Origin of the sequence: uncultured Methylobacterium sp. (genome assembly GCF_964251405.1) — a bacterium.
In the GTDB taxonomy this organism is placed as follows: Bacteria; Pseudomonadota; Alphaproteobacteria; order Rhizobiales; family Beijerinckiaceae; genus Methylobacterium.
Genome location: NZ_CAXUJR010000039.1, coordinates 8,320 through 30,404 on the forward strand (window position 1 = coordinate 8,320; position 22,085 = coordinate 30,404).

The window sequence follows — 22,085 nt, forward strand, 5'->3', positions numbered from 1 at the left end:
GGCGATCTCGATGTCGCGGCCGTCCACCCGCATCACGAGGCCGACCGGAACACGCATCCGGGCGGTCATCTCGTCGAGGATGTGCTGCCAGCTTTCCAGAACCTCCTCGGGGACGTCCGGATAGGTGGACCGGCCCGTCGCGCTATCGTCCGGTATCAATTCGTACGGCCCCATGGTCGTTCGCGCGAGAGGGTGCTCGGACCGGTCGTCGATGGATCGATCGCCCGCGATCCAGATGGCGTTCGCCGAACACGTATGACAACCCCGCATGGGCTGCCGCAAGGCCCGGCTCGACCCGAGCCGTCGCCGCGACCAAAGGGACGCCCATACGATCGCCAGCCCGTCGCGAGGATTTGACCGCCCGCATGGCAATCCCTATCTGCGGTGGCGATGCGACGGCGGCCCCCAACGGCCAGCAATCCGCTTCCACGTCCCCCTCAGATATCCGGCCACGTCATGACCATTCGCCCCCTCGTCATCCTGCCGGACCCAAGGCTGCGGCTGGTCTCCGAACCGGTCGGCGAGGTCACGAGCGAGATCCGCACCCTCGTCGCCGACATGCTCGAGACGATGTACGACGCTCCCGGCGTCGGCCTCGCGGCGATCCAGGTCGGCGTGCCCAAGCGCATCGTCACCATCGACACCTCCAAGGACGAGGACGCGCGCCGGCCGCAGATCTTCATCGACCCGGAAGTCGTCTGGTCGTCCGAGGAGAGGCGGATCTACGACGAGGGCTGCCTCTCGATTCCCGACTATTACGGCGAGGTCGAGCGGCCGGATCGGGTCCGGGTGCGGTTCCGCGGCCTCGACGGGAATAGCCAGGAGATCGAGGCCGACGGCCTGCTCGCCACCTGCATCCAGCATGAGATCGACCACCTCAACGGCACGCTGTTCATCGACCACCTGTCGAAGCTCAAGCGCGACAGGGTCACGAAGAAGTTCGCCAAGGCGGCCAAGCGCGGCGAGGCGGCCTGACCGTGGTGGCGATTTGGGGCATGAACCCGTGAGACTGGTTTTCATGGGCACGCCGGATTTCGCCGCGGCGACCCTGGCGCGGCTCGCCTCGGACGGGCACGAGATCGCCGCGGCCTATACCCGTGCCCCCGCCAAGGCAGGCCGCGGCATGGCGCTGACGCCCTCCCCCGTCCACCGCCTGTCCGAGCGGCTTGGCATCCCCGTCCTAACTCCGTCGGGCCTGCGCGACCCCGGGGCGCTGGAGACATTCCGGTCCCACGACGCCGATCTCGGAGTGGTGGTCGCCTACGGGATCATCCTGCCGCAGGCGGTCCTCGACGCCCCCCGCCACGGCTGCCTCAACCTGCATGCCTCCCTGCTGCCGCGCTGGCGCGGCGCCGCTCCGATCCAGCGCGCCGTGATGGCGGGCGATGCGGAGACCGGCGTCGGCGTGATGCGGATGGAAGCCGGCCTCGATACCGGCCCGGTGGCGATGGAGGCGCGGCTTCCGATCGAACCGGGCATGACCGCCGGCGCGCTCCACGATGCCCTGATGCCGCTCGGCGCCGACCTCATGGCCCGGGCGCTGGCCGTGCTCGCGCGCAACGGCCTAGGCCTGACGCCGCAGGCCGAGGCCGGCGTCGTCTACGCCCACAAGATCACGAATGCGGAATGCGCCATCGCCTGGGACAGGCCCGCGACGGAGGTCGCCAACCGGATCAACGGTCTGTCGCCCTTCCCCGGCGCCTTCTTCGAAGCCGATCTCGGCAAGGGCCCGGAACGGGTGAAGGTCCTGCGCGCCAGACCGGTCGTGGGCTCGGGCCTGCCCGGAACGCTCCTCGACGAGGCCGGTACCGTCGCCTGCAGCGAGGGTGCGGTGGACCTCCTCGAATTGCGCCGGGCCGGCAAGGGCGGCGTCGCGAGCGGGGCGGAGTTCGTCCGCGGCTCGCGGCTCGCGGCTGGACATCGCTTCACGTGACGCCGTTCGGGCACGATGCGGCCCGTGCCGCGAACCTCGCCTGATGCCTCGCTACAAGCTCGTCGTCGAGTACGACGGCGCCCCGTTCCGCGGCTGGCAGCGCCAGGCCGAGGATCCGACGGTGCAGGGCGCCATCGAGGAGGCGGTGTTGCGCTTTTCCGGGCAGTCCCTTCGGCTCACCTGCGCCGGGCGCACCGATGCGGGCGTTCACGCGACGCATCAGGTCGCTCATCTCGATCTCGTTCGCGATTGGCGCACCGATACGGTGCGCGATGCCCTCAACGCCCATCTGCGGCCCCTGCCGGTGAGCGTGATCAGTGCGGAGATCGTGCCGCCCACCTTCGACGCCCGCCGCTCCGCGATCCGCCGACATTATCGCTACCGCATCCTGAACCGGCGCAGCCCCGCAGCGCTGACCCGCGCCCACGTCTGGCACGTGCCCTGGGCGCTCGATGCCGGCCTCATGCACGAGGCCGCGCAAGGGCTGCTCGGACGCCACGACTTCACCGCCTTCCGTGCCGCCGAGTGCCAGGCCAACAGCCCGGTGCGCACCCTCGAGCGGCTCGACGTGGCCCTGGTGACGATGGGATTGTTCGAGGAGATCGTCGTCACCACGGCGGCGCGATCGTTCCTGCACCATCAGGTGCGTGCCATGGTCGGCACGCTGATGATGGCCGGATGCCGCCGCTTCAGCACCGCCGATGTCGCCGACATCCTCGCCTCGCGCGACCGCAGCCGATGCGGGCCGATGGCACCGGCCCAGGGGCTCACTTTCGTGGGGGTGGATTACCCACCTCAGTGAGATTCGTCGCGAAATACTTTACTTGAGATTGCACTTATAACGCATTCCAGCACCATCGCCACGACCCGGCCGCCACGGCGTCGGAGATTGCGGATGGGGCTCGCGACATGGAAACACCGTTTCAGATCATCGTCTCTCTCGCGACGGCGTTCGCATTCCTGTCACCGCTGATCTTCATCGCCATTCGGGAGGCGATCAAGCGCCATCGGCAGGAAGTCGTCACGGATCTGGCGACCGTCTTCGAGATCGGTGACGCGTCGAGCCCGATGCTGATCCCGTCCTTCGAGTTCGTGAAGTACAAGTATTTCGTCGGCGCCAATCGGACCCTCGATCCCGCGATGGCTCGGCCGGAATCCGAGCCCAATCCGCCGCCGACGGAGCGGCGGCGGAAGCGGGAGGATTACTCGACGGCCTCGTGGCTGATCGGGTGCGCCCCGTTCGGCGTGTTCGCGGGCGCATGTGTGTTTTACGGCGTCTCGCTGCTTCTGTCGTTGCTCGCGGCTCACACGTCGAACCCCGCCGGGCTCAGGTGGCCCGGCGTCAGCTATCCGTTCTCGGATGGTCCCGGAACTGTCTGGCTTCTGGGGATGTGCGCGGCCTTCGCGGGCAGCTACGTGACCGCCCTGCGCAACCTCTACCGCGCGATCAGGAACTTCGACCTGAGCCCGGGGACGATCGTGAGCGAGACGATCAAGATGCTCGCGAGCATCGTGCTCGGGCCGGTGCTCGTCCTCTCCCTTCTCCATGTCGGCACCGCATTGGTCGCCCCGTTGATGACCTTCGGTTCCGCCTTGACCTCGCCAGCCGCCGTCGCGGTGGCGGTCGCCGGCTGCTTCTTTGCCGGCGTCATGCCCGACGTGGTGATGAGGAGCCTTCTGCAGCGGGACCAGCTCAGGAACTTCAAGCGCGAGGAGGAGGACGTCTTTCGCGCCTTCAAGATCACGCCCGTCGAGATCATCGACGGGATCGACAGCGAGATCAGGGTCCGTCTCGACGACCATCACATCCGCTCGACCCAGAACCTGGCCGCGGCCAACCCGCTGATGCTGTTCGTCGAGACGCCGTACGGCGTCTACCAGATCATGGATTGGGTGGCGCAGGCGCAGCTATGCTGCTCCGTCGGGCGCGACAAGATCATCAAGCTGTGGCCCTTCGGCGTGCGGACGCTGTTCGACCTCGAGCGCCTGTCCGCCGCGAGCGGCGGGACCAACGAGGCTCTGCTGCTGGAAGTCGGACGGGTCATCCTGGGCGAGGCTTTGATCCCACGCGATGTGAAGGAACGAGCCGTTGCGGCCGCCCTGGTCCGAGCCAGCATCGAGCTCCGCCTCGACGACCCACACGTGCAGCGCCTCAGGCAGATCTACATCGCCGTGGGAGACCGACTGGGTCCGAAGAGCCGCCGCTTCCGCGCGGGCCGCTACCGTTTCCTGTGCCGGAATCGCAATAGGAAAGGATGGGTCTGCAAGGGCATGATGGCGCGGTCCGCCTAAGCGCCGTTCCTGTATCCCGAAACGCGATCGATAGCCCTCAGGCACGCTGGGATTGGCCGCCGCCGGAAAAATAAGCGTCGAGTATCCGCCGATAGATCGCGGTCAGCCGGTCGAGGTCCGCCACCGCGACGCGCTCGTCGGTCTGGTGCATGGTCTCGCCGACGAGGCCGAACTCGATCACCGGGCAGGCATCCTTGATGAAGCGGGCATCCGAGGTGCCTCCCGTCGTCGAGAACGCGGGCACGAAGCCCGTCTCGGCCTCGATGGCGTCCGCGACCAGGCCGGTGAAGGCGTCGGGCTCGGTGAGGAAAGCCGGGGAATTCGAGGGCATGAGCTCGAGCGTGAAGCGCACGCGCTCGCCGGCCGCCGCGTAGAGCCGCCGGCGGATCTCGGCGCCCAGGGTCTGGGCGGTCCAGCCTTCGTTGAAGCGGACGTTGAATACGGCCCGGGCCGTGGCCGGTATGACGTTGGTCACCGGGTTGCCGACGTCGATGGTGGTGAATTCGAGGTTCGAGGCATCGAAATGCGCGGTGCCGCCGTCGATCGGCCGCTCCATCAGCGCTGCAGCGAGCCGGAGCAGGCCGGGGATCGGGTTATCGGCCTTGTGCGGATAGGCGACATGGCCCTGGCGGCCATGAACCGTGATCTTGCCGGTCAGCGAGCCGCGCCGCCCGATCTTGATCATCTCGCCGAGAGTACTGGGATTCGTCGGCTCGCCGAGGACGCAATGGTCGAAGCGCTGTCCGCGCGCCTGCGCCCATTCGAGGAGCTTGACCGTACCGTTCACGGCCGGCCCTTCCTCGTCGCCGGTGATCAGAAAGCCGATCGATCCGGAAAAGTCGGGACTCCGTTCAGCCGAGAAGTCCAGGGCGGCGGCGAGCATGCAGGCGATGCCGCCCTTCATGTCGACGGCGCCGCGTCCGTAGAGCAATCCGTTCTCCACAACTCCCTCGAAGGGGCCGTGACGCCACGCGGCGGTATCCCCGGATGGGACCACATCGGTATGGCCGGCAAACAGAAGATAGGGGCTGCCGCTGCCGAAGCGCGCGTAGAGATTCTGGATGTCGGGCGTCCCGACATCCGAGAAGACCGGTCGTTCGACGTGAAATCCTGCAGCGCTCAGGGTCTCGGCGAGGAAAGTGAGCGCCCCCCCCTCCTCCGGCGTCACCGAGGGACAGCGGATGAGAGCCTGCGCGAGGCCGAGAGGCGAGCGGTCGGTGGTCGGTTGCGACACGAGAACGGCCCTCCATGGATCTATTCGGCATAGCCCGGCCCACGCCTTCGGCAAACCCGGGCCTTCCGGGCCGGGACGCCACGGTTTAAGGGGCGTTCATGGCACTGTCCGGCGACGAGATCGAACGCTATGCCCGCCACCTCGTCCTGCGCGAGGTCGGGGGACCGGGGCAGGCCCGCCTCAAGGCGGCCCGGGTCCTCGTCATCGGCGCCGGCGGGCTCGGGGCGCCGCTGATCCAGTACTTGGCGGCGGCCGGCGTGGGCACCATCGGCATCGTCGATGACGACACCGTCTCGCTCTCGAACCTGCAGCGGCAAGTCATCCACGGAACGCCCGATCTCGGACGGCTCAAGGTCGAGAGCGCCGCCGACGCAGTCGGCCGTCTCAACCCCTATGTCAGGGTCGAGGCCCATCCGGTCCGCATCACGTCCGAGACGGCCGATGCGCTGCTCGCCGGCTACGACGTCGTCGCCGACGGGTCGGACAATTTCGCGACGCGCTATGCGGTCTCCGATGCCTGCTTTCGGATAAGGCGACCGCTCGTCACGGCCGCGCTCGGCCGGTTCGACGGCACGCTCACCACGATCCGGGCTCACGAGACCGACCCCGACGGACGGCCGAACCCAACCTATCGCTGCCTGTTCCCGAACCCGCCACCGCCCGGAAGCGTGCTCCCCTGCGCCGAGGCCGGCGTTCTCGGGGCGCTCGCCGGAGTGATGGGCTCTCTGATGGCGATGGAGGTGATCCGCGCGGTGGCGGAGTTCGGCGAGCCGCTGGTGGGACGATTGCTGATGGTGGACGCCCGCTCCATGCGTTTCGAGACCCTCCATTACGCCTGGGACGAGACGAACCCGCTCTCCGGCACGGCCGCGTGAGGACGCCGGCCTCGACCCTCGACGGTTTGGCCGCTCTGCGTCGGGGCGACCTCGCCGGTGCTCGCGAATTGCGCCTGCCCGGTCTGACCGAATTTCCGCGCGAGATCTTCGGTCTCGCCGAGACGCTGGAGGTGCTGGACCTCGGCAACGGCACCCTCACGCACTTGCCCGGCGACCTTGGGCGACTACGCAAGCTGCGGGTGTTGTTCTGCTCGGGTAACCGCTTCGCGCGGCTTCCGCCGGTGCTGGGCGACTGCGTTGCGCTGAGCCAGATCGGATTTCGCAACACCGGCATGCACGATGTCCCGGGCGAAGCTCTACCTCCCGCCCTCCGTTGGCTGACGCTCACCGACAACCGGATCGATAAACTCCCCCCGGCCCTCGGCGAACGGCCATGGCTGCAGAAGCTGATGCTGGCCGGGAACCGGTTGGACACCTTGCCGGACAGCCTCGCGGACGCCCCGAACCTCGAATTGCTGCGCCTGGCCGCCAACCGCTTCGAGGCGCTTCCGCCGTGGATCGTCGCGTTGCCGCGACTCGCCTGGCTTTCCTGGGCCGGCAATCCCCTCGATGGCGCCATCCTGACCGACGCGGCCACCTTCGTGTCCTGGGCGGATCTCGCCATCGGCGAACCGCTCGGCGAAGGCGCGTCGGGCCTCGTGCATCGTGCCCTCTGGCGCCGTGCGGGAACGACACCCGCACAGGCGGTCGCCGTGAAGCTGTTCAAGGGCGCAATGACCAGCGACGGTCTCCCGGAGCGCGAGATGGCGGCCTGCCTCGCCGCGGGGTCGCATCCGAACCTCACCGGCGCCCTTGGCCGGGTGGTCGGGCATCCGGAGGGGAAGCAAGGGCTCCTCGTGCCGCTCCTGCCCCCAGATTGGCGCGTGCTCGCCGGGCCGCCCAGCCTGGAGAGCTGCAGCCGCGACGTCTACGACCCGGAGCTTCGTCTCACCGCGGACACCGCATGTGCCATCGCGGCGGGCATAGCGGCGGCCACGACCCATCTCCACGCCCGGGGCCTCCTTCATGGCGACCTCTATGGCCACAACATCCTGTGGGATGGAGGGGCGGGCGGGGCCGTGCTCAGCGATTTCGGCGCGGCCTCGATCCTGCCGAGCGGCGAGATGGCCGCCAATCTGGCACGACTCGACGTGCGGGCCTGGGGGCTTCTGCTCGGAGAAGTGCTCTCCCGCTGCGCGGAGGAGCCCGCGGGCCTGCGCCAGATTGAGCGCGCCTGCATCCAGCCCGATCCGAGAGCGCGTCCACTCATGGCGGAGGTGCTGGACGCCCTGGCGCGGTGTCCGGGCGCGGTGTCCGACGGCAGCGGCCCGATCAGCTCGGTACGACGCCCAGGCAGCACTTCTTGAACTTCTTGCCGCTGCCGCAGGGGCAGGGATCGTTGCGGCCGACGTCCTTGAACGGATTGCGCTGGGGCTGGCCGGCATCCTCGGCGGTCCAGGCGAGTTCGGCGATGGGATCGTCGAGGGTACCGTAGCGGCGCGGGTCGAAGCGTTCCCGGTCGTCGGGCTTGGCGAGCGCCTGCCGCAAGGTGGTCTTGAACCAGGGCGCGTCACTGATCTCGTCGGTGATACGGCCATCGAGCCGTGCCGCCGCGACACGCGGCGCGAGGTCCGCGAAACCGAGGAGCGCGATCGACTCCTCCCACCCGGTCCAGCCGATCTCACCCTCGACCGAGACGCGCTTGTCGTCGAACCGGACGAGCAGATCGTGGGTCTGGGTGCGGTCGATCCGGCCTTCCCGGGTGAGGAAGACCAGGGCCGTGAAGGCCTCGTAACGGACGAATTCGTCCGTCGTGCTGTCGAGGATGAGGCGGTGCAGCGCCGCGACGTCCCCATCGAAGACGCTGACGATCACCTTGGCGAGCGTGATCGTCACGGCGTCGCCGAGGATGGCGTCGAGGGTGTCGCCGTCGAGGCGCAGAAAGCGCATCAGCGGCGCGTAGACCCTCGTGTCGCGGGCGGCCGCGAGGACGTGCAGCCCCCAGAACAGAAGGTTGTCGTCGGCCTCCTCAAGCTCCGCCTCGGAGGCCGCCGCATCGAGGACGCTCAGGACCGCTTCGGCGATGCTATCGGGCGCCTTCAGCGCCCGGCGCAGGGCAGCCACCGGCAGGTGCTTCTCCGCCGAAAGGTCCGCGACAAGGATGGGATCGAGCATGCTCTGATCGACCATCACGACCGCAGCGTCGCACCGGTCTTGCGGGCGACCTCAGCGACGATCCTGGCCGTCACCGCCTCGATCTCGGCATCCGTGAGGGTTCGTTCCACCGGCTGCAGGCGCACCGCGATGGCAACCGACTTGGCGCCATCAGGGATGCCAGCACCCTCGTAGAGATCGAAGACGTCGATGCCGGCGATGAGCTTGCGCTCGGCGCCCTGTGCCGCCTTCACGATGTCGCCCGCCGGCACGTCGCGGCCGACCACGAAGGCGAAGTCGCGCGACATCGGCTGAAAGTCGGAGAGGGCGAGTGCCGGCTTCACCTTGGTCGGCCGGTATTTCGGGAGCGGCACCGCGTCGAGCACGATCTCGAAGGCGACCGCCTGGCCCTTGAGATCGATGGCTTTCATCGTCCGCGGGTGGATCTCGCCGAAATGACCGACGATGATTTTTGGCCCGAACTGGAGCGTGCCGGAGCGTCCGGGATGCAGCCAGGCTGGGCCGCCGGGCACCACCTGAAGGCCACCCACCGGCACGCCAAGGCTCGCCAGCAGCGCAAGGGCGTCGGCCTTGGCGGCGAACACGTCGACGGCTTCGGCAGCGCCGTGCCAGTGCCGGCCGGGACCGGCATGGCCTGCCGTGCCTCGGCGAAGGGCGGCAGCGCGCATGCTCTGGCCCTCCGGTTGGTCGTCGGCGAAGCACTGACCGACCTCGAACAGAGCGACGTCACCGTAGCCGCGGTCCGCGTTGCGCTGGGCGGCACGCAGGAGGCCCGGCACCAAGCTCGGACGCATGTCGGAAAGCTCGGCGGCGATGGGGTTGGCGAGCCTCAGATCCGCGCCGCCGCCGCCGAACAGAACGGCATCGTCGTGGCCGATGAAGGACCATGTCACCGCCTCCACGAGCCCACGGCTCGCGAGCGCCCGCTTGGCGATCCGGGTGCGCCTCTGCAGCACGGTGAGCGCGGGCTTGCCGACGCTGGCAGCGCGCGGAAGGGGCTTCGGCTCGATCTGGTCGAGACCGGCGATGCGGACGATTTCCTCGACGAGGTCGGCCTTGCCGCCGATATCCGGGCGCCAGGACGGCGAGAGCACCTTCACCCTGTCGCCCGTGCCGGAGACGTGGAAGCCGAGCGTTTCGAGCGTGACCTTCATCTCCGCCCGCGAGAGCTCGATGCCGGCGAGCCGCCGGGTCTCGGACCAGGGGAAATCGATGATCTGTTCGGTCTCCGGCGGCTCGCCGAAGACGAGGGTCTCCCCGGCGTTGCCACCGCACAGGTCGAGGATCATCCGCGTGGCGAGGTCGAGGCCCGGCAGCGCGAAAGCCGGGTCGACGCCGCGCTCGAAGCGGTAGCGCGCGTCGGTGGTCACTCCGAGCCGGCGCCCGGTGCGGGCGATGTTGAGGGGATCCCAGAGGGCGGATTCGACCAGCACGTCCACGGTGCCGGCATCGCAGCCGGTGGCCTCGCCGCCGATGATGCCGCCGATCGATTCAGGGCCGTCGGCGTCCGCGATGACGACCATCTCGGGATCGAGCCGGTAGGTCTTGCCGTCGAGCGCCTTCAGCTCCTCCCCTTCGCGGGCCCGGCGGACCTCGATGCCGCCCTTTACCTTGGCGGCGTCGAAGACGTGGAGGGGGCGGCCGCGGTCGACGGTGAGGTAGTTGGTAATGTCGACGAGAGCGTTGATCGGGCGCAGGCCGATGGCCCGCAGTCGCGCCTGCATCCAATCCGGCGACGGTCCGTTCCTGACCCCGCGTACGAGGCGCACGGCGAAGAGCGGGCAGAGGTCCCGGTCGGCCGGATCGAAGGATAGCTTGACGGGAACCGTACACGGCCCCTCGCCGCGCACCGGCTTCAGTGGGGCGCGCTTCAAGCTGCCGAGGCCGGTCGCGGCCAGATCGCGGGCGATGCCCGAGACGGCCGTGCAGTCGGGACGGTTGGGCGTCAGATTGATCTCGACGACCGGATCGTCGAGGCCCGCATAGAGGGCATAGGGCTGCCCTACGGGAGCATCGGCCGGCAGTTCCATGATGCCGTCATGGTCGTCGCCGAGGCCGAGCTCGGCGCCCGAGCACAGCATGCCCCGGCTCTCGACGCCGCGGATCGTGCCCACCGACAGGGTGATGTCCTTGCCCGGCACGTAGGTGCCCGGCGGCGCGAACACCGACAGCATCCCGGCCCGGGCGTTGGGCGCCCCGCAGACCACCTGCACCGGGGTGCCGTCGCCGGCATCCACGCTGCAGACGCGGATGCGGTCGGCGTTGGGGTGTTGCTCGGCGCTGATCACGCGCGCGACGACATAGGGCTTCAGGGACGCGGCCTTGTCCTCGATCCCCTCAACCTCGAGCCCGATCCGCGTCAGCGTCTCGGCGACGGTATCGAGGGACGCCTCGGTGTCGAGGTGATCCTTGAGCCAGGAGAGAGTGAATTTCATGGTATCGCTTCTTCGGCTCAGGCTTGTCGCGGCTTGGCTATAAGGAGGACCGCGAGCTTCAGGCGGTCTTCCGGTTCGAGAGATTCGATGAGACTGACGGTTTGTTTTGCCACCGCGATGAGGCTCAGCGTCTCGTCATGCCGGACCGGAAGCGCTGGCGGGCTATAATCCGCCACATGCCGCGCCTCCTGCAAATCGGCAAATTTGGTCCCGACTTCGAAGATTGTCGGCGCCAGGGCTGCGGCGTCCCGACCGCTCAAACGCCGTTTGGCATTGCCATGGTCGAGAAGCCGATAGACCGGGTCGAGCACCTCCGTCCTGCTCCAGCCTACGAGTTCGCTCGCGCAAACGAAGCAGAGCAAATGAAAGACTGCGTAGTAGGCACTGCTGACCGTACGTCTCATCCCAGCCTTGCGCAGTTTCATTCGGCCTGTCTGCGCAGCCAATGCGTCGGCAATGGCCAGGAGGTCGTAAACGAGTGGGTTGGCTAGGCGCGCCATCAGGCGTCCTCCGGCTCTTCCTGACCGATAAGAACTTCGTCATCCGGATATCTGTACCGAAGATAGGGAAACCGATCCTCGCCAAGGTCGAGGAGGCGCCTACGCAGGGCTGCATGAGCCTCCGAGGAGGCTGCGCCGTCGGTGACGCCGGACTTCGCCTTGAAACGTACGGTGACGAACAATGAGGCATCGCCGTCATGGTCGAGCCCCGTCGTCACTTCGGCATCCTCGAAGCCCGCTTTACCGAGCTTGGCCCGTAAAACATCCTGAGTGATCGCTTCGATCTCGGTGTCCGTCATGATCGGGATCCCCTGAAACGAATTCCTACGCCGTCAACCCACTCACCAAGCTCGGGATATCCAGCGGCCGGAAGCCGTAATGGTCCAGCCAGCGCACATCCGCGTCGAAGAACGGGCGCAGGTCGGGCATGCCATATTTCAGCATCGCAATCCGGTCGATGCCGACCCCGAAGGCGAAGCCCTGGACCGCGTCGGGGTCGAGGCCGCAATTCTTCAGCACGTTGGGGTGAACCATGCCGCAGCCGAGGATCTCGAGCCAATCGGTGCCCTCGCCGAAGCGGATCTCGCCGCCTTTTCGGGAGCACTGGATATCCACCTCGGCGGAGGGCTCGGTGAAGGGGAAGAACGAGGGCCGAAAGCGCATCGTCACGGCGTCGACCTCGAAGAAGGCGCGGCAGAACTCCTCCAGAACCCATTTCAGGTTGGCGATGTTGGCGGCCTTGTCGATCACCAGGCCCTCGACCTGATGGAACATCGGCGTGTGGGTCTGGTCGGAATCGTGGCGGTAGGTGCGGCCCGGGCAGATGACCCGGATCGGGGGCTGCTGGGACCGCATCGTCCGGATCTGCACCGGCGAGGTGTGGGTCCGCAGCACCTTGCGCTGGCCGTTGCGGTCTGGGGCGAGGAAGAAGGTGTCGTGCATCTCGCGGGCCGGGTGGCCGGGCGGGAAATTGAGCGCGGTGAAGTTGTAGTCGTCGGTCTCGATATCCGGCCCTTCGGCCACCGAGAAGCCCATGTCGGCGAAGATCGCCGTGACCTCGTCGAGGACCTGGCTGATCGGATGGATGCGCCCGCGGGCCTCGGGCGCCTCGCGGACCGGCAGCGTCACGTCCACGCGCTCGGCCGAGAGGCGGGCTTCCAGGGCGGCCTCCGCAAGGGCTTCGCGGCGAGTGCCGATGGCGCTCTGGACGCGATCGCGCAGGCCGTTGATCAGGGGACCGCGATCCTTGCGCTCCTCCGGGCTCATGGCACCGAGCGTCTTGAGGAGGTCGGAGACCGAGCCCTTCTTGCCGAGCGCGGCGACCCGCACCGCATCGAGCGCCGCTTCGTCGCCGGCGGCGGCGACCTGGCCGAGGAGATCGCTTTCGAGGGTGTCGAGATCGGTCATCGCTTGAACTCGGACATGCGTGGGCTCGGCAGGTTCGGACTCGGCAGGTTCGGACCGGGACCGTTCGTCGGCTCCCGGCCTGGGAGATAAACGAGACGAGCCCGGAAAACGAGAAGGCGCGGCACCCGACGGGCCGCGCCTCTCAAGCAGATGTCGCGTGAGCCGTTAAGGGCCTCAAGCGGCCTTGGCGGTCTCGGTCATCGCGGCCTTGGCCTTCTCGACGACGACCGCGAAGGTCGCCGGCTCGTGGATCGCGAGTTCCGACAGGGCCTTGCGGTCGACCACGATGCCGGCCTTGAGCAGTCCGTTGATGAACCGCGAATAGGTCATGCCGTGCTCGCGGGTCGCCGCGTTGAGGCGCTGGATCCAGAGGGCGCGGAATGTCCGCTTCTTGTTCTTGCGGTCGCGGTAGGCATACTGCATGCCCTTCTCGACTGCCTGCTTGGCGATGCGAATCGTATTCTTGCGCCGGCCATAATAGCCCTTGGCGGCCTTGAGGACTTTCTTGTGCTTCGCGTGACTGGTCACGCCGCGTTTGACGCGGGCCATGCGTAATCTCCTGGGTTAGAAAAAGCAGTCTGTCGGTGAAGGCTTTCAGCCGTTGGGCAAAAAGTACTTCTTCACGTTGGCGGCATCGCCCTCGAACAGGGTCGTGGTGCCGCGCAGGTTGCGGATCTGCTTCGTCGTCCGCTTGATCATCCCGTGCCGCTTGCCGGCCTGGGCGTACATGACCTTACCGGTCCCGGTGATCTTGAAGCGCTTCTTGGCGCCCGATTTGGTCTTCAGCTTGGGCATTTGGCTCTCCTGATGCGAATGCCGTCCGGGCCGGGAGGGACCGGAGGAATGCGCTCGATTGATGCTTCTGATGGAGCAGCACGAACCGCCACGGCAGCCCTGATCGGCCGGGCGGTTCAACGCGAGGGGGCGTATGACAGAAAAGAGACGTCGCTTCAATGGTCGCCCGATACTCCGGCGCCGTCACGGCGGTTGCCTGGCCGCGTTCGTGCTTCATGACCGGCTCCATGGCCTGCGCGTCGCCGCTCATTCGCAGTCGTGAATGACGGGATACCGGGGACATCCCGGCGACTTCGCAAAATCGCTCTGGCGGCGTGGTGCAGTGCGGAACCATAACCTTGGCTGTCGGTTTCGTTCATGTCCCACTCAGGCCGGATCGCGTTAGGTCGGCGCAACATTCGACCTCATAGGAGACACTTTCGTGCGCATTGCCCAGATCGCTCCGCTCTCGGAGGCCGTGCCTCCGAAGTTCTACGGCGGCACCGAGCGCGTCGTATCTTGGATCACCGAAGAACTCGTGCGCCAGGGACACGACGTCACCCTTTTCGCCAGCGGCGATTCGGAGACTTCGGCGAAGCTTGCAGCTTGCGCGCCGGAAGGCCTGCGGCTGCTAGGCTATCGCGATCACACCGCGAGCCATCTGGCCATGCTTCATCAGATCCGGCGCCGGGCGCACGAGTTCGATGTGCTTCACTTCCACATCGATCTGCTTCAATATCCGATGTTCGAGGACTTGAACCACAAGTGCCTCACGACGATGCATGGCCGCCTCGACGTGCCGGACTTCATGCCGGTCTACCGGACCTTCACGGGCATGCCCCTCGTGTCGATCTCCGATAACCAGCGCGATCCGATGCCGCCGACCGTCAACTGGCTCTCGACGATCCATCACGGCCTGCCTCCCGAGAACTGCACGTTCTATCCCGAGGCGAAGGGCGGCTACCTCGCCTTCCTCGGCCGCATCTCGCCCGAGAAGCGCCCCGACCGCGCCATCGAGATGGCGATCCGGTCGGGCGTACCGCTCAAGATCGCCGCCAAGGTCGACAAGGCCGACCAGGATTACTGGGACGAGGTCATCGAGCCGATGACCCATCATCCCCTCGTCGAGTTCATCGGCGAGATCAACGAGGATCAGAAGAAGGACTTCCTCGGCAACGCGCTGGCGCTGGCCTTCCCGATCGATTGGCCGGAGCCCTTCGGCCTCGTGATGATCGAGGCGATGTCGTCGGGGACCCCCGTGATCGCCTTCCGCAACGGATCGGTGCCCGAGGTGATCGCCGACGGTGTCAGCGGCGTCCTTTGCGACAGCATGGACGACGCGGTCGCCGCCGTCGCCAAGGTCAAGACCATGAGCCGTGCCGGGGTCCGCCGCCACTTCGAGGGCAACTTCACCGCCGAGCGCATGGTGAAGAAATACGTCGCGGCCTACGAGACGCTGATCGCCGGCAAGCCCGATTTCATCACCATCCCGGGCGGCGTCTCGTCCTTCGCGCCGCATTACGGTGATCTGAACGGCTCGGCCCGCCCCTCGCTCGCCGCGGCGGCCATGCCCGCCTGACGCTGTCCGGCATCGCCTTTGCACCTGGTCTCCATGCGGGGCCAGGGTTGCGAATGTCGTAAGATCGCCTCACTGACGCTGCCTTAACGAGGCCGCCACATCGCAACCGCGACGTGGCGGCCGTTCGATTCGTGACGCTGGACCGTCGGCCGCAAAAGCGGGAACCGCTTTTTGAGATGGCCGATCTCAAGGCGTCCTTGTCAACGATTGTAGGAGAGGCGCGAGCATGGCGGCTGACGATTTCACGGCGACGGCGCAGGGCGCTTCCCATACCGATCAAGGCGTCCGGCAGGGCGATGGGTCGAAGGGGTTTCAGGACGCCGACGAGGTCCTTCCGCAGTACCACATCGAGGCGCAGACCTCCCTCGTCGAGCGACCGCTTCGCTCGCTGAAATACGGCGAGGCCTTCGCCGTCCTCGACAGCTACGGCGATATCGGCGTGCAGCCGGGCCCCGAGGGGCTGTACTTCCAGGACACGCGCTACCTGTCGCGCCTGCACTTCACGATCGAGGACCAGCGCCCGCTGCTGCTCTCCTCGGTGATGCAGGACGACAACGGTGCTCTCAGCGTCGACATGACGACACCGGACATCCGGATGGATGCGCATGACGAGACCACGATACCCCGCGAGCTCATCGCGATCGAGCGCACCAAGTTCCTCTTCAAGGGCTGCTGCTACGACCGGATCGGCCTGCGCAACTACGATTCGCGCACCCGGCGCCTGCGCATCGACCTCACCTTCGACGCCGATTACCGCGACTTGTTCGAGGTCCGCGGCACCGCGCGCACGCAACGTGGCAAGCGCAGCGTCCAGGTGTCGAGCGAGGCCGAAGTCCAGTTCCGCTATGTCGGCCTCGACGAGATGGTGCGGACGACCAGCTTGCATTTCGGACCCAAGCCCCACCACATCGCGCCCGGCCAGGCGACGTTCGAGGTGACGCTGGAGCCCAGCGGCCGGACCTCGCTGTTCATACGCACGGTGTTCGAATGCTACCGTGCCTTCACCAGCGCGCCGGCGACCGAACAGGTCGGCGAGGACGCCGCGGCGGGCCTGTCGCGGGCGGCGGGCAGCAGCGCACGCCCGCGCCATCCCAGGGGCCTCGCCGAGGGCGTGATCTTCGCGCGCGCCTACCGCGATTCGCGTCGGGACCTGCGGCAGCTCACGGCCGGCATCACCACCATCATCTCCTCGAACGACCAGTTCAACGAGGCCGCCTGCCGGGCCACCGCCGACCTCTACATGCTGGCGAGCCGCACGCCTGAGGGCATCTACCCGTTCGCCGGCATTCCCTGGTACTCCACGGTGTTCGGGCGCGACGGCATCATCACGGCCATGATGGCCCTGTGGATCGACCCGAACTTCGCCAAGGGCGTGCTCGGCTACCTCGCCTCGACCCAAGCCAAGGCAATCGACCCGGCGGCCGACGCGCAGCCCGGTAAGGTGCTGCACGAGACCCGGCGCGGCGAGATGGCGATGCTCGGCGAAGTGCCGTTCCGACACTATTACGGCACCATCGACGGCACGCCGCTCTTCGTGATGCTGGCCGCCGAATACCACGCCGTCACCGGCGACGACGCAACGATCGCCAAGATCTGGCCCGCCCTCGAACTCGCCCTCGAATGGATGGACAAGTACGGCGACCGCGACGGCGACAGCTTCGTCGAATACGCCCGCGACACCGACAAGGGCCTGGAGAACCAGGGCTGGAAGGACAGCCACGATTCGATCTTCCACGCCGATGGCGGGCTCGCCAAGGGGCCGATCGCGCTGTGCGAGGTGCAGGGCTACGTGTATGCCGCCAAGAACGGCGCCGCCAAGCTCGCCTCGATGCTCGGCCACCACGACATGGCCGACCGGCTCTCTCGGGAAGCCCAGGCCCTGCGCACGGCCTTCGATGCCGCCTTCTGGTGCGAGGAGATCGGCACCTACGTGCTCGCCCTCGACGGCGAGAAGAAGCAATGCGCCGTGCGGTCCTCGAATGCCGGGCACGCGCTGTTCACCGGGATCGCGCTGCCGGAGCGGGCGGCGAGCGTGGCCGCCATCCTCCTGTCGATGGACGGATTCAACGGCTGGGGCGTGCGCACGATCGCCCGCGGCGAGGCCCGCTACAACCCGATGTCGTACCATAACGGCTCGATCTGGCCGCACGACAACGCCATGATCGCGATGGGGCTGGCCCGCTACGACCTGAAGCCGCAAGCCTCGCGGATCTTCGAGGGGATGTTCGATACCGCCCTCTACCATGAGGAGAAGCGGCTGCCGGAACTGTTCTGCGGCTTCATGCGCCGCAAGCAGCGCGGACCCGTCTCCTACCCGGTCGCCTGTTCGCCGCAGGCCTGGGCCGCGGCGGCTCCGTTCGCCTTCCTCGCCGCTTGCATTGGCCTCGAGCTCCAGCACGACCGCAACCGCATCCGCCTGAAGAACCCGACCTTGCCGGCCTTCCTCGACGGCGTGTCGATCTTCAACCTCAAGATCGGCGAGTCACGGATCGACCTTCGCCTGCAGCGCTACGGCGACGACGTGACCGTCAATGTCCTGCGCCGTCAGGGCGACGCTCAGGTTTCGGTGGTGAAGTAGGAATCTCGGATCGATCGGATAGAGCTTTCTCGACGCCCTTGCCTGTTCCTCTGGGGAAGAGACGCCTCGGTCCGATCGATCCGATCCGCCGAAGCCCCGCAAAGCCAAGAAAAAAGCCGCTCCCCGACTGGGGAGCGGCACATCAGGCTCAAAGAAAATGACGATCGCGGATCAGCGCGGCGCCAGGATCATGATCATCTGGCGGCCCTCCAGCATGGGCTCGCTCTCGACCTTGGCGATTTCCTGCGTCTCGTTCTTCACGCGCTCGAGGAGGCGCAGGCCGATATCCTGGTGCGCCATCTCGCGGCCACGGAACCGGAGGGTGACCTTGACCTTGTCGCCCTCCTCGAAGAAGCGCACGACCGCCTTCATCTTCGTATCGTAATCGTGCTTGTCGATGCCGGGGCGGAGCTTGATCTCCTTGACCTCGACCGTCTTCTGCTTCTTGCGGGCCTCGTTCTGCTTCTTCTGCTCGTTGAAGCGGAAGCGGCCGTAATCGAGGAGCTTGCAGACGGGAGGAACGGAGTTCGGCGCGATCTCGACGAGGTCGAGACCGGCTTCCTCGGCCAGCGTCAAGGCATCGAAAAAGGCAACGACACCACGGTTCTGGCCGGTATCGTCGATGAGCTGCACTTCACGGACACCACGGATGTCCCGGTTGGCGCGCGGCCCGTCCTTCTGCGGGGCCGGCATGGCTCTCATAGGTCTACGAATGGCTTCAATCTCCTGATGAAACGACGAAACGGCAGCCGAGGGACAGGCCCCCGAGGGCTGGTCCTGGCCACCAATCGCTCCGGAACTCCGGTCGTCGTAGCTTGACTGACTTGATCGACAAGTCAACCTGTTCGATCCGGTTTGGTTCGCGCGACCCCCGGATGGGATGAGGTGTTCGGGCAGGACGTCAGCCGGTCGGCGACGTCCTGCCCAGCAGCTGAGCATAGACCGACAGGGTTTCGCCCGACATGCCTTCCAGGGAGAAATGGGCCTCGACATGGGCGCGAGCGCGTCGTGCCAAGGCGTTGCGGGCACTGGCACCGAGGCTGAGGGCCTCTCTCAGCGCATCGGCCAGGGCCATGGCATCCCCCGGCGGAACCCGCCAGCCCGTGCGCTGGACCGGGGGCACGTCCGGCGGGGACAGGACGGTCTCCGGCACGGCGCCGAGATCCGAGACGACGACCGGTGTCCCGAGAGCCTGGGCCTCGACCGCCGAGCGGCCGAAGGCTTCGGGCTCGACGGACGGCACCGCCACGACGGAGGCGGCGCGGAACGCGGCGGGCATGTCCTGGCAATGCCCGACCCGACGGACCATCCCTCCGAGATTGCGGGCGGCGATGAGGCCGTCGAGCTCGCGCTCATAGGCCGTGCGTCCCTGCGGATCGCCAGCCAGCACGAAAGCGACGTCGGTAAGGCCCTGATCGCGCATGATGGCCGCCGCCTCGATCAGGACCCGGTGGCCTTTCCAGGCGGTGAGGCGGGCCGCCAGCAGAACCACGCGCTCGTGCGGCGCCACGCCCCAGACCCGGCGCAGGGCCTCGACGCGACCCGCCGAGACGGCGCCCGCGGAGTACAGGGCGAGGTCGGTTCCGCGATGGATGACACGGACCCGGTCGCCGGCCTGCTCCGGATGAAGGTTACGGATGAGATCGGCCGTGTAGTGCGAGTTGGCGATGACCACGTCGCCTCGCGCCATCACCGAATTATACAGCACCTTGACGCCGGTCCGGCCGGAATAGCTGCCATGATAGGTCGTCACGAAGGGCAGCTTCAGGCGTCGCGCCGTGCCCAATGCGACCCAGGCCGGCGCCCGCGAGCGGGCATGGACCAGTTGCACGCCCTCGCGCCGGCACAGCCGGGCCAGACGACCGACATGCATGGCCATCCCGAGCGGGTTCTTCGAGGCCGCCGGGAATGGCAGCCAGATCCCGCCTTTGGCCTGGAGCTCTCCGACGAGGCGGCCGCCTTCCGTAGCGACGAGAGCCCGCGCCCCAGCCGCCGCGAGGGCAGCGGCGACGTCGACCGTCGTCCGCTCGGCGCCACCGGCATCGAGGGCCGGGATGATCTGCAGGATGGTCGCGCCGGCAAGGGGCGTCGACTCGATCGGAAAGCTTCCGTTCGACCGAAACTCACCGCTCATCGGGGCGGACCGTTCGTGAGTTCGGGACCTCGGCGGATGCAGCGGAGCGACCGATGGGTCGGGCCCCTCGCCCCGCGACGCGGTCACCTGATGCGGTTTCGATCATACCCTACCATCGGGGCTGCGCTTTACGGTTCGGTAAACGAAATGCGAATGCAGCCCGTTCAATGCGACGAATCACTGGCGAGATCGTTCATGCCCGCAATCCCCAACCCCCCGGCTGCCCTCGATGTCGGAACCGGCGCGGCGCGGCGGACGATCGCGGTCCGCGTCCGGGAGGGATCGGGGCCGCCCGTGGTGTGGCTCGGCGGTTTCCGCTCCGACATGGGCGCGACCAAGGCCCTGGCGATCGATGCCTGGGCGGAAGCGAACGGGGCCAAGCTGGTGCGCTTCGATTATGGCGGCCACGGCGAATCGGGCGGACGCTTCGAGGACGCGACGATCTCGACCTGGCTGGAAGATACGCGGGCCGTGATCGAGGCCTTCGCTCCCGAGCGGCCGGTTCTGGTCGGCTCATCGATGGGCGGCTGGATCGCCGCCCTCGTCGCCAGAGAACGGCTGCGCCGGGGCGAAAGCCCGCCTGGCGCGCTGGTTCTGATCGCCCCGGCCTTCGACTTCCCGCAAGCTTTGATGTGGGAGCGTCTCTCACCCGACATTCGCGCCGTGCTGGAACGCGATGGGGTTTGGATGCGGCCGACAGAATACGGACCCGATCCGGTCCCGGTGACACTGGCCCTCATCGAGGACGGGCGGCGCCATGGCCTCCTGCACGAGCCATTCGATCCCGGCTGCCCCGTCCACATCCTGCAGGGGATGGACGACCCGGACGTTCCCTACGAGCACGCGCTGCGCATCGTCGGTCTCCTGCCGAAGCCCGGCACCGTCCTGACTCTCATCGCGGACGGCGACCACCGCCTGTCCCGCCCCGGCGACATTGCGAGGCTGGTGGCAGCGGTGGCCGACAGCGTCAGTGCAGGCTGACAGTGATGAGATCCTGGGCGCGGGCGTTGGCGACGACGATCTCGCGGGAATCCGCGAGCAGGATCGGCGTCCCGTTGGCCGAGAGGAGCGCGAAGAGATCGAGGCCCGGGCTCAATTCCGGGGCCTGCGGAAACAGCCGGCCGACGTCGTCGGACCGGATCGCACGGACGTAAGCGATCTGACCTTCGCCGAGGGCGGCCAGATCGGCGGGCTGGAAATCCGCAGGGTCGAGGTCGGCCTGGGTCATGGGATTCTGGCTGATATCGGACATCGAGGCCCTCCTTTCGAGGCAGAGCGTTGGGTCGAACCGGGCGCCCCGCACCGAGCGGCAGCCCAGGAATAAACCGCAGAGAACTTAAAGATCCCGGGAAACGATCGCGATCTTGCGAATGATCCGCTCAGGCTCGGGCCGGGTCAGATCGATCGACAGGAGGCCGTTGGCGAGATCGGCCCCGACCACCTCCATGCCATCAGCCAGAAGGAAGCTGCGCTGGAACTGCCGGGCGGCGATCCCCCTGTGCAGGAACTGTCTCGCCTTGTCGTCGACCTGACGGCCTCGGACCACGAGCTGGTTCTCTTCCAGCATCACGTCGAGCTGGTCCTGGGTGAAGCCCGCGACTGCGAGGGTGATGCGGAGGCGCTCGGGTTCGTCGCCCGAGCGCGGCACCCTCTCGATGTTGTAGGGCGGGTACCCGTCGTTGCCCCCCTTCGCGACCCGGTCCAGGGCCTGTTCGATCTCGTCGAAGCCGAGCAGGAACGGATGCCCGAACGGAGAGGGACGTGTCGTCACAGTCTGTGTCCTTGGCGAAGCCCCGGGGACGATCTCGAGAAGAGAGGCACTTCGATGATCGGAGCCCGCTCGATGCAGCACTCCTGACCGCCGGAGACCGGCGGGTTATCCGGGATATGGAGGGCGCCCCCGACGTCATCAAGGGTTTGCCGCCCTTGGCGAATAGCCCTCGCCCCCGTCGCTTCGTGCCGGCTTGCCCGCGAATGGCGGAACCCATCGGGCCGGATTCGCGACGGGAGCATCCGGCAATCTGCCGAGGGAGAGTTTGGCAGAGCGAGCTCGTGCACGACGTGCGCTTCGTCCTGCCGATGAGGCGTTTTGGTAACAGTTTGGAACTGCTCTCATTTTCGCCCACGGCCTTGATCACGGCCTGTCGTTTCGGATACTCGGTCCACGGT

Annotated in this window: 21 protein-coding genes; 9 read left to right on the forward strand and 12 right to left on the reverse strand. The window is 67.3% G+C overall.

The window, feature by feature from the left end; all coding sequences use genetic code 11:
- Window positions 1-456 precede the first annotated feature (456 nt).
- From def to ACFE7U_RS09385, 4 genes are all read left to right on the forward strand, one after another.
- Window positions 457-975 (forward strand): peptide deformylase, encoded by a 519-nt coding sequence (gene def, locus ACFE7U_RS09370; RefSeq protein WP_375409453.1) that lies wholly within the window; start codon window positions 457-459, stop codon window positions 973-975.
- Between the two features lie 43 nt (window positions 976-1,018).
- Entirely contained in the window at window positions 1,019-1,933 is a 915-nt protein-coding gene (gene fmt / locus ACFE7U_RS09375; protein ID WP_375409471.1) for a methionyl-tRNA formyltransferase, read from the forward strand.
- A 43-nt stretch (window positions 1,934-1,976) separates the two neighbouring features.
- The gene (truA, locus tag ACFE7U_RS09380; RefSeq protein ID WP_375409454.1) at window positions 1,977-2,735 is read left to right on the forward strand and encodes a tRNA pseudouridine(38-40) synthase TruA; all 759 of its coding nucleotides are present in this window, start codon (window positions 1,977-1,979) and stop codon (window positions 2,733-2,735) included.
- A gap of 107 nt (window positions 2,736-2,842) precedes the next feature.
- On the forward strand, window positions 2,843-4,225 hold the full coding sequence (locus ACFE7U_RS09385; RefSeq protein ID WP_375409455.1) for a hypothetical protein: 1,383 nt from the start codon (window positions 2,843-2,845) through the stop codon (window positions 4,223-4,225).
- Window positions 4,226-4,262: 37 nt separating this feature from the next.
- Here ACFE7U_RS09385 and dapE read toward each other — a convergent pair whose 3' ends face one another.
- The gene (dapE, locus tag ACFE7U_RS09390) at window positions 4,263-5,459 is read right to left on the reverse strand and encodes a succinyl-diaminopimelate desuccinylase (RefSeq protein WP_375409456.1); all 1,197 of its coding nucleotides are present in this window, start codon (window positions 5,457-5,459) and stop codon (window positions 4,263-4,265) included.
- Between the two features lie 98 nt (window positions 5,460-5,557).
- Between dapE and ACFE7U_RS09395 the strand changes: the two genes are divergently transcribed.
- A complete protein-coding gene (locus ACFE7U_RS09395; protein ID WP_375409457.1) occupies window positions 5,558-6,334 on the forward strand; it encodes a ThiF family adenylyltransferase in 777 nt (258 codons plus the stop codon).
- A complete protein-coding gene (locus ACFE7U_RS09400) occupies window positions 6,331-7,701 on the forward strand; it encodes a leucine-rich repeat-containing protein kinase family protein (protein ID WP_375409458.1) in 1,371 nt (456 codons plus the stop codon). The genes ACFE7U_RS09395 and ACFE7U_RS09400 overlap by 4 nt, the downstream gene beginning before the upstream one ends.
- On the opposite strand, the gene ACFE7U_RS09405 is transcribed toward ACFE7U_RS09400, so the two are convergent.
- The 7 genes from ACFE7U_RS09405 to rpmI all read right to left on the reverse strand — a co-directional run bounded on the left by ACFE7U_RS09405 (window position 7,667) and on the right by rpmI (window position 13,646).
- Entirely contained in the window at window positions 7,667-8,509 is an 843-nt protein-coding gene (locus tag ACFE7U_RS09405; RefSeq protein WP_375409459.1) for a DUF1186 domain-containing protein, read from the reverse strand. The genes ACFE7U_RS09400 and ACFE7U_RS09405 overlap by 35 nt on opposite strands.
- Before the next feature lie 14 nt (window positions 8,510-8,523).
- Window positions 8,524-10,944 carry a phenylalanine--tRNA ligase subunit beta gene (gene pheT, locus ACFE7U_RS09410; protein ID WP_375409460.1) on the reverse strand — a complete coding sequence of 807 codons (2,421 nt, stop codon included), beginning with the start codon at window positions 10,942-10,944 and terminating at the stop codon, window positions 8,524-8,526.
- 17 nt (window positions 10,945-10,961) lie between these two features.
- On the reverse strand, window positions 10,962-11,444 hold the full coding sequence (locus tag ACFE7U_RS09415) for a hypothetical protein (RefSeq protein ID WP_375409461.1): 483 nt from the start codon (window positions 11,442-11,444) through the stop codon (window positions 10,962-10,964).
- Window positions 11,444-11,743, reverse strand: coding sequence for a hypothetical protein (locus ACFE7U_RS09420; RefSeq protein ID WP_375409462.1), 300 nt, complete (start codon window positions 11,741-11,743; stop codon window positions 11,444-11,446). Before ACFE7U_RS09420 ends, ACFE7U_RS09415 begins: the two co-directional genes overlap by 1 nt.
- A 25-nt stretch (window positions 11,744-11,768) precedes the next feature.
- Complete coding sequence (pheS, locus tag ACFE7U_RS09425) at window positions 11,769-12,851, reverse strand: phenylalanine--tRNA ligase subunit alpha (protein WP_375409463.1); 1,083 nt, start codon at window positions 12,849-12,851, stop codon at window positions 11,769-11,771.
- A gap of 174 nt (window positions 12,852-13,025) precedes the next feature.
- A complete protein-coding gene (gene rplT / locus ACFE7U_RS09430; protein WP_375409464.1) occupies window positions 13,026-13,400 on the reverse strand; it encodes a 50S ribosomal protein L20 in 375 nt (124 codons plus the stop codon).
- A 45-nt stretch (window positions 13,401-13,445) separates the two neighbouring features.
- Window positions 13,446-13,646 (reverse strand): 50S ribosomal protein L35, encoded by a 201-nt coding sequence (rpmI, locus tag ACFE7U_RS09435; protein WP_055879647.1) that lies wholly within the window; start codon window positions 13,644-13,646, stop codon window positions 13,446-13,448.
- Between the two features lie 421 nt (window positions 13,647-14,067).
- Between rpmI and ACFE7U_RS09440 the strand changes: the two genes are divergently transcribed.
- Window positions 14,068-15,204, forward strand: coding sequence for a glycosyltransferase family 4 protein (locus tag ACFE7U_RS09440; protein ID WP_375409465.1), 1,137 nt, complete (start codon window positions 14,068-14,070; stop codon window positions 15,202-15,204).
- 226 nt (window positions 15,205-15,430) lie between these two features.
- Window positions 15,431-17,782, forward strand: coding sequence for a glycogen debranching N-terminal domain-containing protein (locus ACFE7U_RS09445; RefSeq protein WP_375409466.1), 2,352 nt, complete (start codon window positions 15,431-15,433; stop codon window positions 17,780-17,782).
- A 171-nt stretch (window positions 17,783-17,953) separates the two neighbouring features.
- Here ACFE7U_RS09445 and infC read toward each other — a convergent pair whose 3' ends face one another.
- Window positions 17,954-18,475, reverse strand: a complete 522-nt coding sequence (gene infC / locus ACFE7U_RS09450; RefSeq protein WP_238204267.1) for a translation initiation factor IF-3 — start codon at window positions 18,473-18,475, stop codon at window positions 17,954-17,956.
- 208 nt (window positions 18,476-18,683) lie between these two features.
- The gene (locus ACFE7U_RS09455) at window positions 18,684-19,916 is read right to left on the reverse strand and encodes a glycosyltransferase family 4 protein (RefSeq protein ID WP_375409467.1); all 1,233 of its coding nucleotides are present in this window, start codon (window positions 19,914-19,916) and stop codon (window positions 18,684-18,686) included.
- Between the two features lie 195 nt (window positions 19,917-20,111).
- Here ACFE7U_RS09455 and ACFE7U_RS09460 point away from each other — a divergent pair, with 195 nt between their 5' ends.
- Window positions 20,112-20,897: an alpha/beta fold hydrolase gene (locus tag ACFE7U_RS09460; RefSeq protein ID WP_375409468.1), complete on the forward strand. Its 786-nt coding sequence runs from the start codon at window positions 20,112-20,114 to the stop codon at window positions 20,895-20,897.
- Here ACFE7U_RS09460 and ACFE7U_RS09465 read toward each other — a convergent pair.
- The gene (locus tag ACFE7U_RS09465; RefSeq protein WP_375409469.1) at window positions 20,884-21,168 is read right to left on the reverse strand and encodes a DUF1150 family protein; all 285 of its coding nucleotides are present in this window, start codon (window positions 21,166-21,168) and stop codon (window positions 20,884-20,886) included. The genes ACFE7U_RS09460 and ACFE7U_RS09465 overlap by 14 nt on opposite strands.
- An 84-nt stretch (window positions 21,169-21,252) precedes the next feature.
- Window positions 21,253-21,687, reverse strand: a complete 435-nt coding sequence (locus ACFE7U_RS09470; RefSeq protein WP_375409470.1) for an Hsp20 family protein — start codon at window positions 21,685-21,687, stop codon at window positions 21,253-21,255.
- Between the last annotated feature and the right edge of the window lie 398 nt (window positions 21,688-22,085).

Excerpts from the sequence above, each read along its gene's own strand:
- def (WP_375409453.1), top strand. The coding sequence starts at position 457 with ATGACCATTCGCCCCCTCGTCATCCTGCCGGACCCAAGGCTGCGGCTG.
- fmt (WP_375409471.1), top strand. The coding sequence starts at position 1,019 with ATGGGCACGCCGGATTTCGCCGCGGCGACCCTGGCGCGGCTCGCCTCG.
- truA (WP_375409454.1), top strand. The coding sequence starts at position 1,977 with ATGCCTCGCTACAAGCTCGTCGTCGAGTACGACGGCGCCCCGTTCCGC.
- ACFE7U_RS09385 (WP_375409455.1), top strand. The coding sequence starts at position 2,843 with ATGGAAACACCGTTTCAGATCATCGTCTCTCTCGCGACGGCGTTCGCA.
- ACFE7U_RS09395 (WP_375409457.1), top strand. The coding sequence starts at position 5,558 with ATGGCACTGTCCGGCGACGAGATCGAACGCTATGCCCGCCACCTCGTC.
- ACFE7U_RS09405 (WP_375409459.1), bottom strand. The coding sequence starts at position 8,509 with ATGCTCGATCCCATCCTTGTCGCGGACCTTTCGGCGGAGAAGCACCTG.
- pheT (WP_375409460.1), bottom strand. The coding sequence starts at position 10,944 with ATGAAATTCACTCTCTCCTGGCTCAAGGATCACCTCGACACCGAGGCG.
- ACFE7U_RS09415 (WP_375409461.1), bottom strand. The coding sequence starts at position 11,444 with ATGGCGCGCCTAGCCAACCCACTCGTTTACGACCTCCTGGCCATTGCC.
- ACFE7U_RS09420 (WP_375409462.1), bottom strand. The coding sequence starts at position 11,743 with ATGACGGACACCGAGATCGAAGCGATCACTCAGGATGTTTTACGGGCC.
- pheS (WP_375409463.1), bottom strand. The coding sequence starts at position 12,851 with ATGACCGATCTCGACACCCTCGAAAGCGATCTCCTCGGCCAGGTCGCC.
- rplT (WP_375409464.1), bottom strand. The coding sequence starts at position 13,400 with ATGGCCCGCGTCAAACGCGGCGTGACCAGTCACGCGAAGCACAAGAAA.
- rpmI (WP_055879647.1), bottom strand. The coding sequence starts at position 13,646 with ATGCCCAAGCTGAAGACCAAATCGGGCGCCAAGAAGCGCTTCAAGATC.
- ACFE7U_RS09445 (WP_375409466.1), top strand. The coding sequence starts at position 15,431 with ATGGCGGCTGACGATTTCACGGCGACGGCGCAGGGCGCTTCCCATACC.
- infC (WP_238204267.1), bottom strand. The coding sequence starts at position 18,475 with ATGCCGGCCCCGCAGAAGGACGGGCCGCGCGCCAACCGGGACATCCGT.
- ACFE7U_RS09455 (WP_375409467.1), bottom strand. The coding sequence starts at position 19,916 with ATGAGCGGTGAGTTTCGGTCGAACGGAAGCTTTCCGATCGAGTCGACG.
- ACFE7U_RS09460 (WP_375409468.1), top strand. The coding sequence starts at position 20,112 with ATGCCCGCAATCCCCAACCCCCCGGCTGCCCTCGATGTCGGAACCGGC.
- ACFE7U_RS09465 (WP_375409469.1), bottom strand. The coding sequence starts at position 21,168 with ATGTCCGATATCAGCCAGAATCCCATGACCCAGGCCGACCTCGACCCT.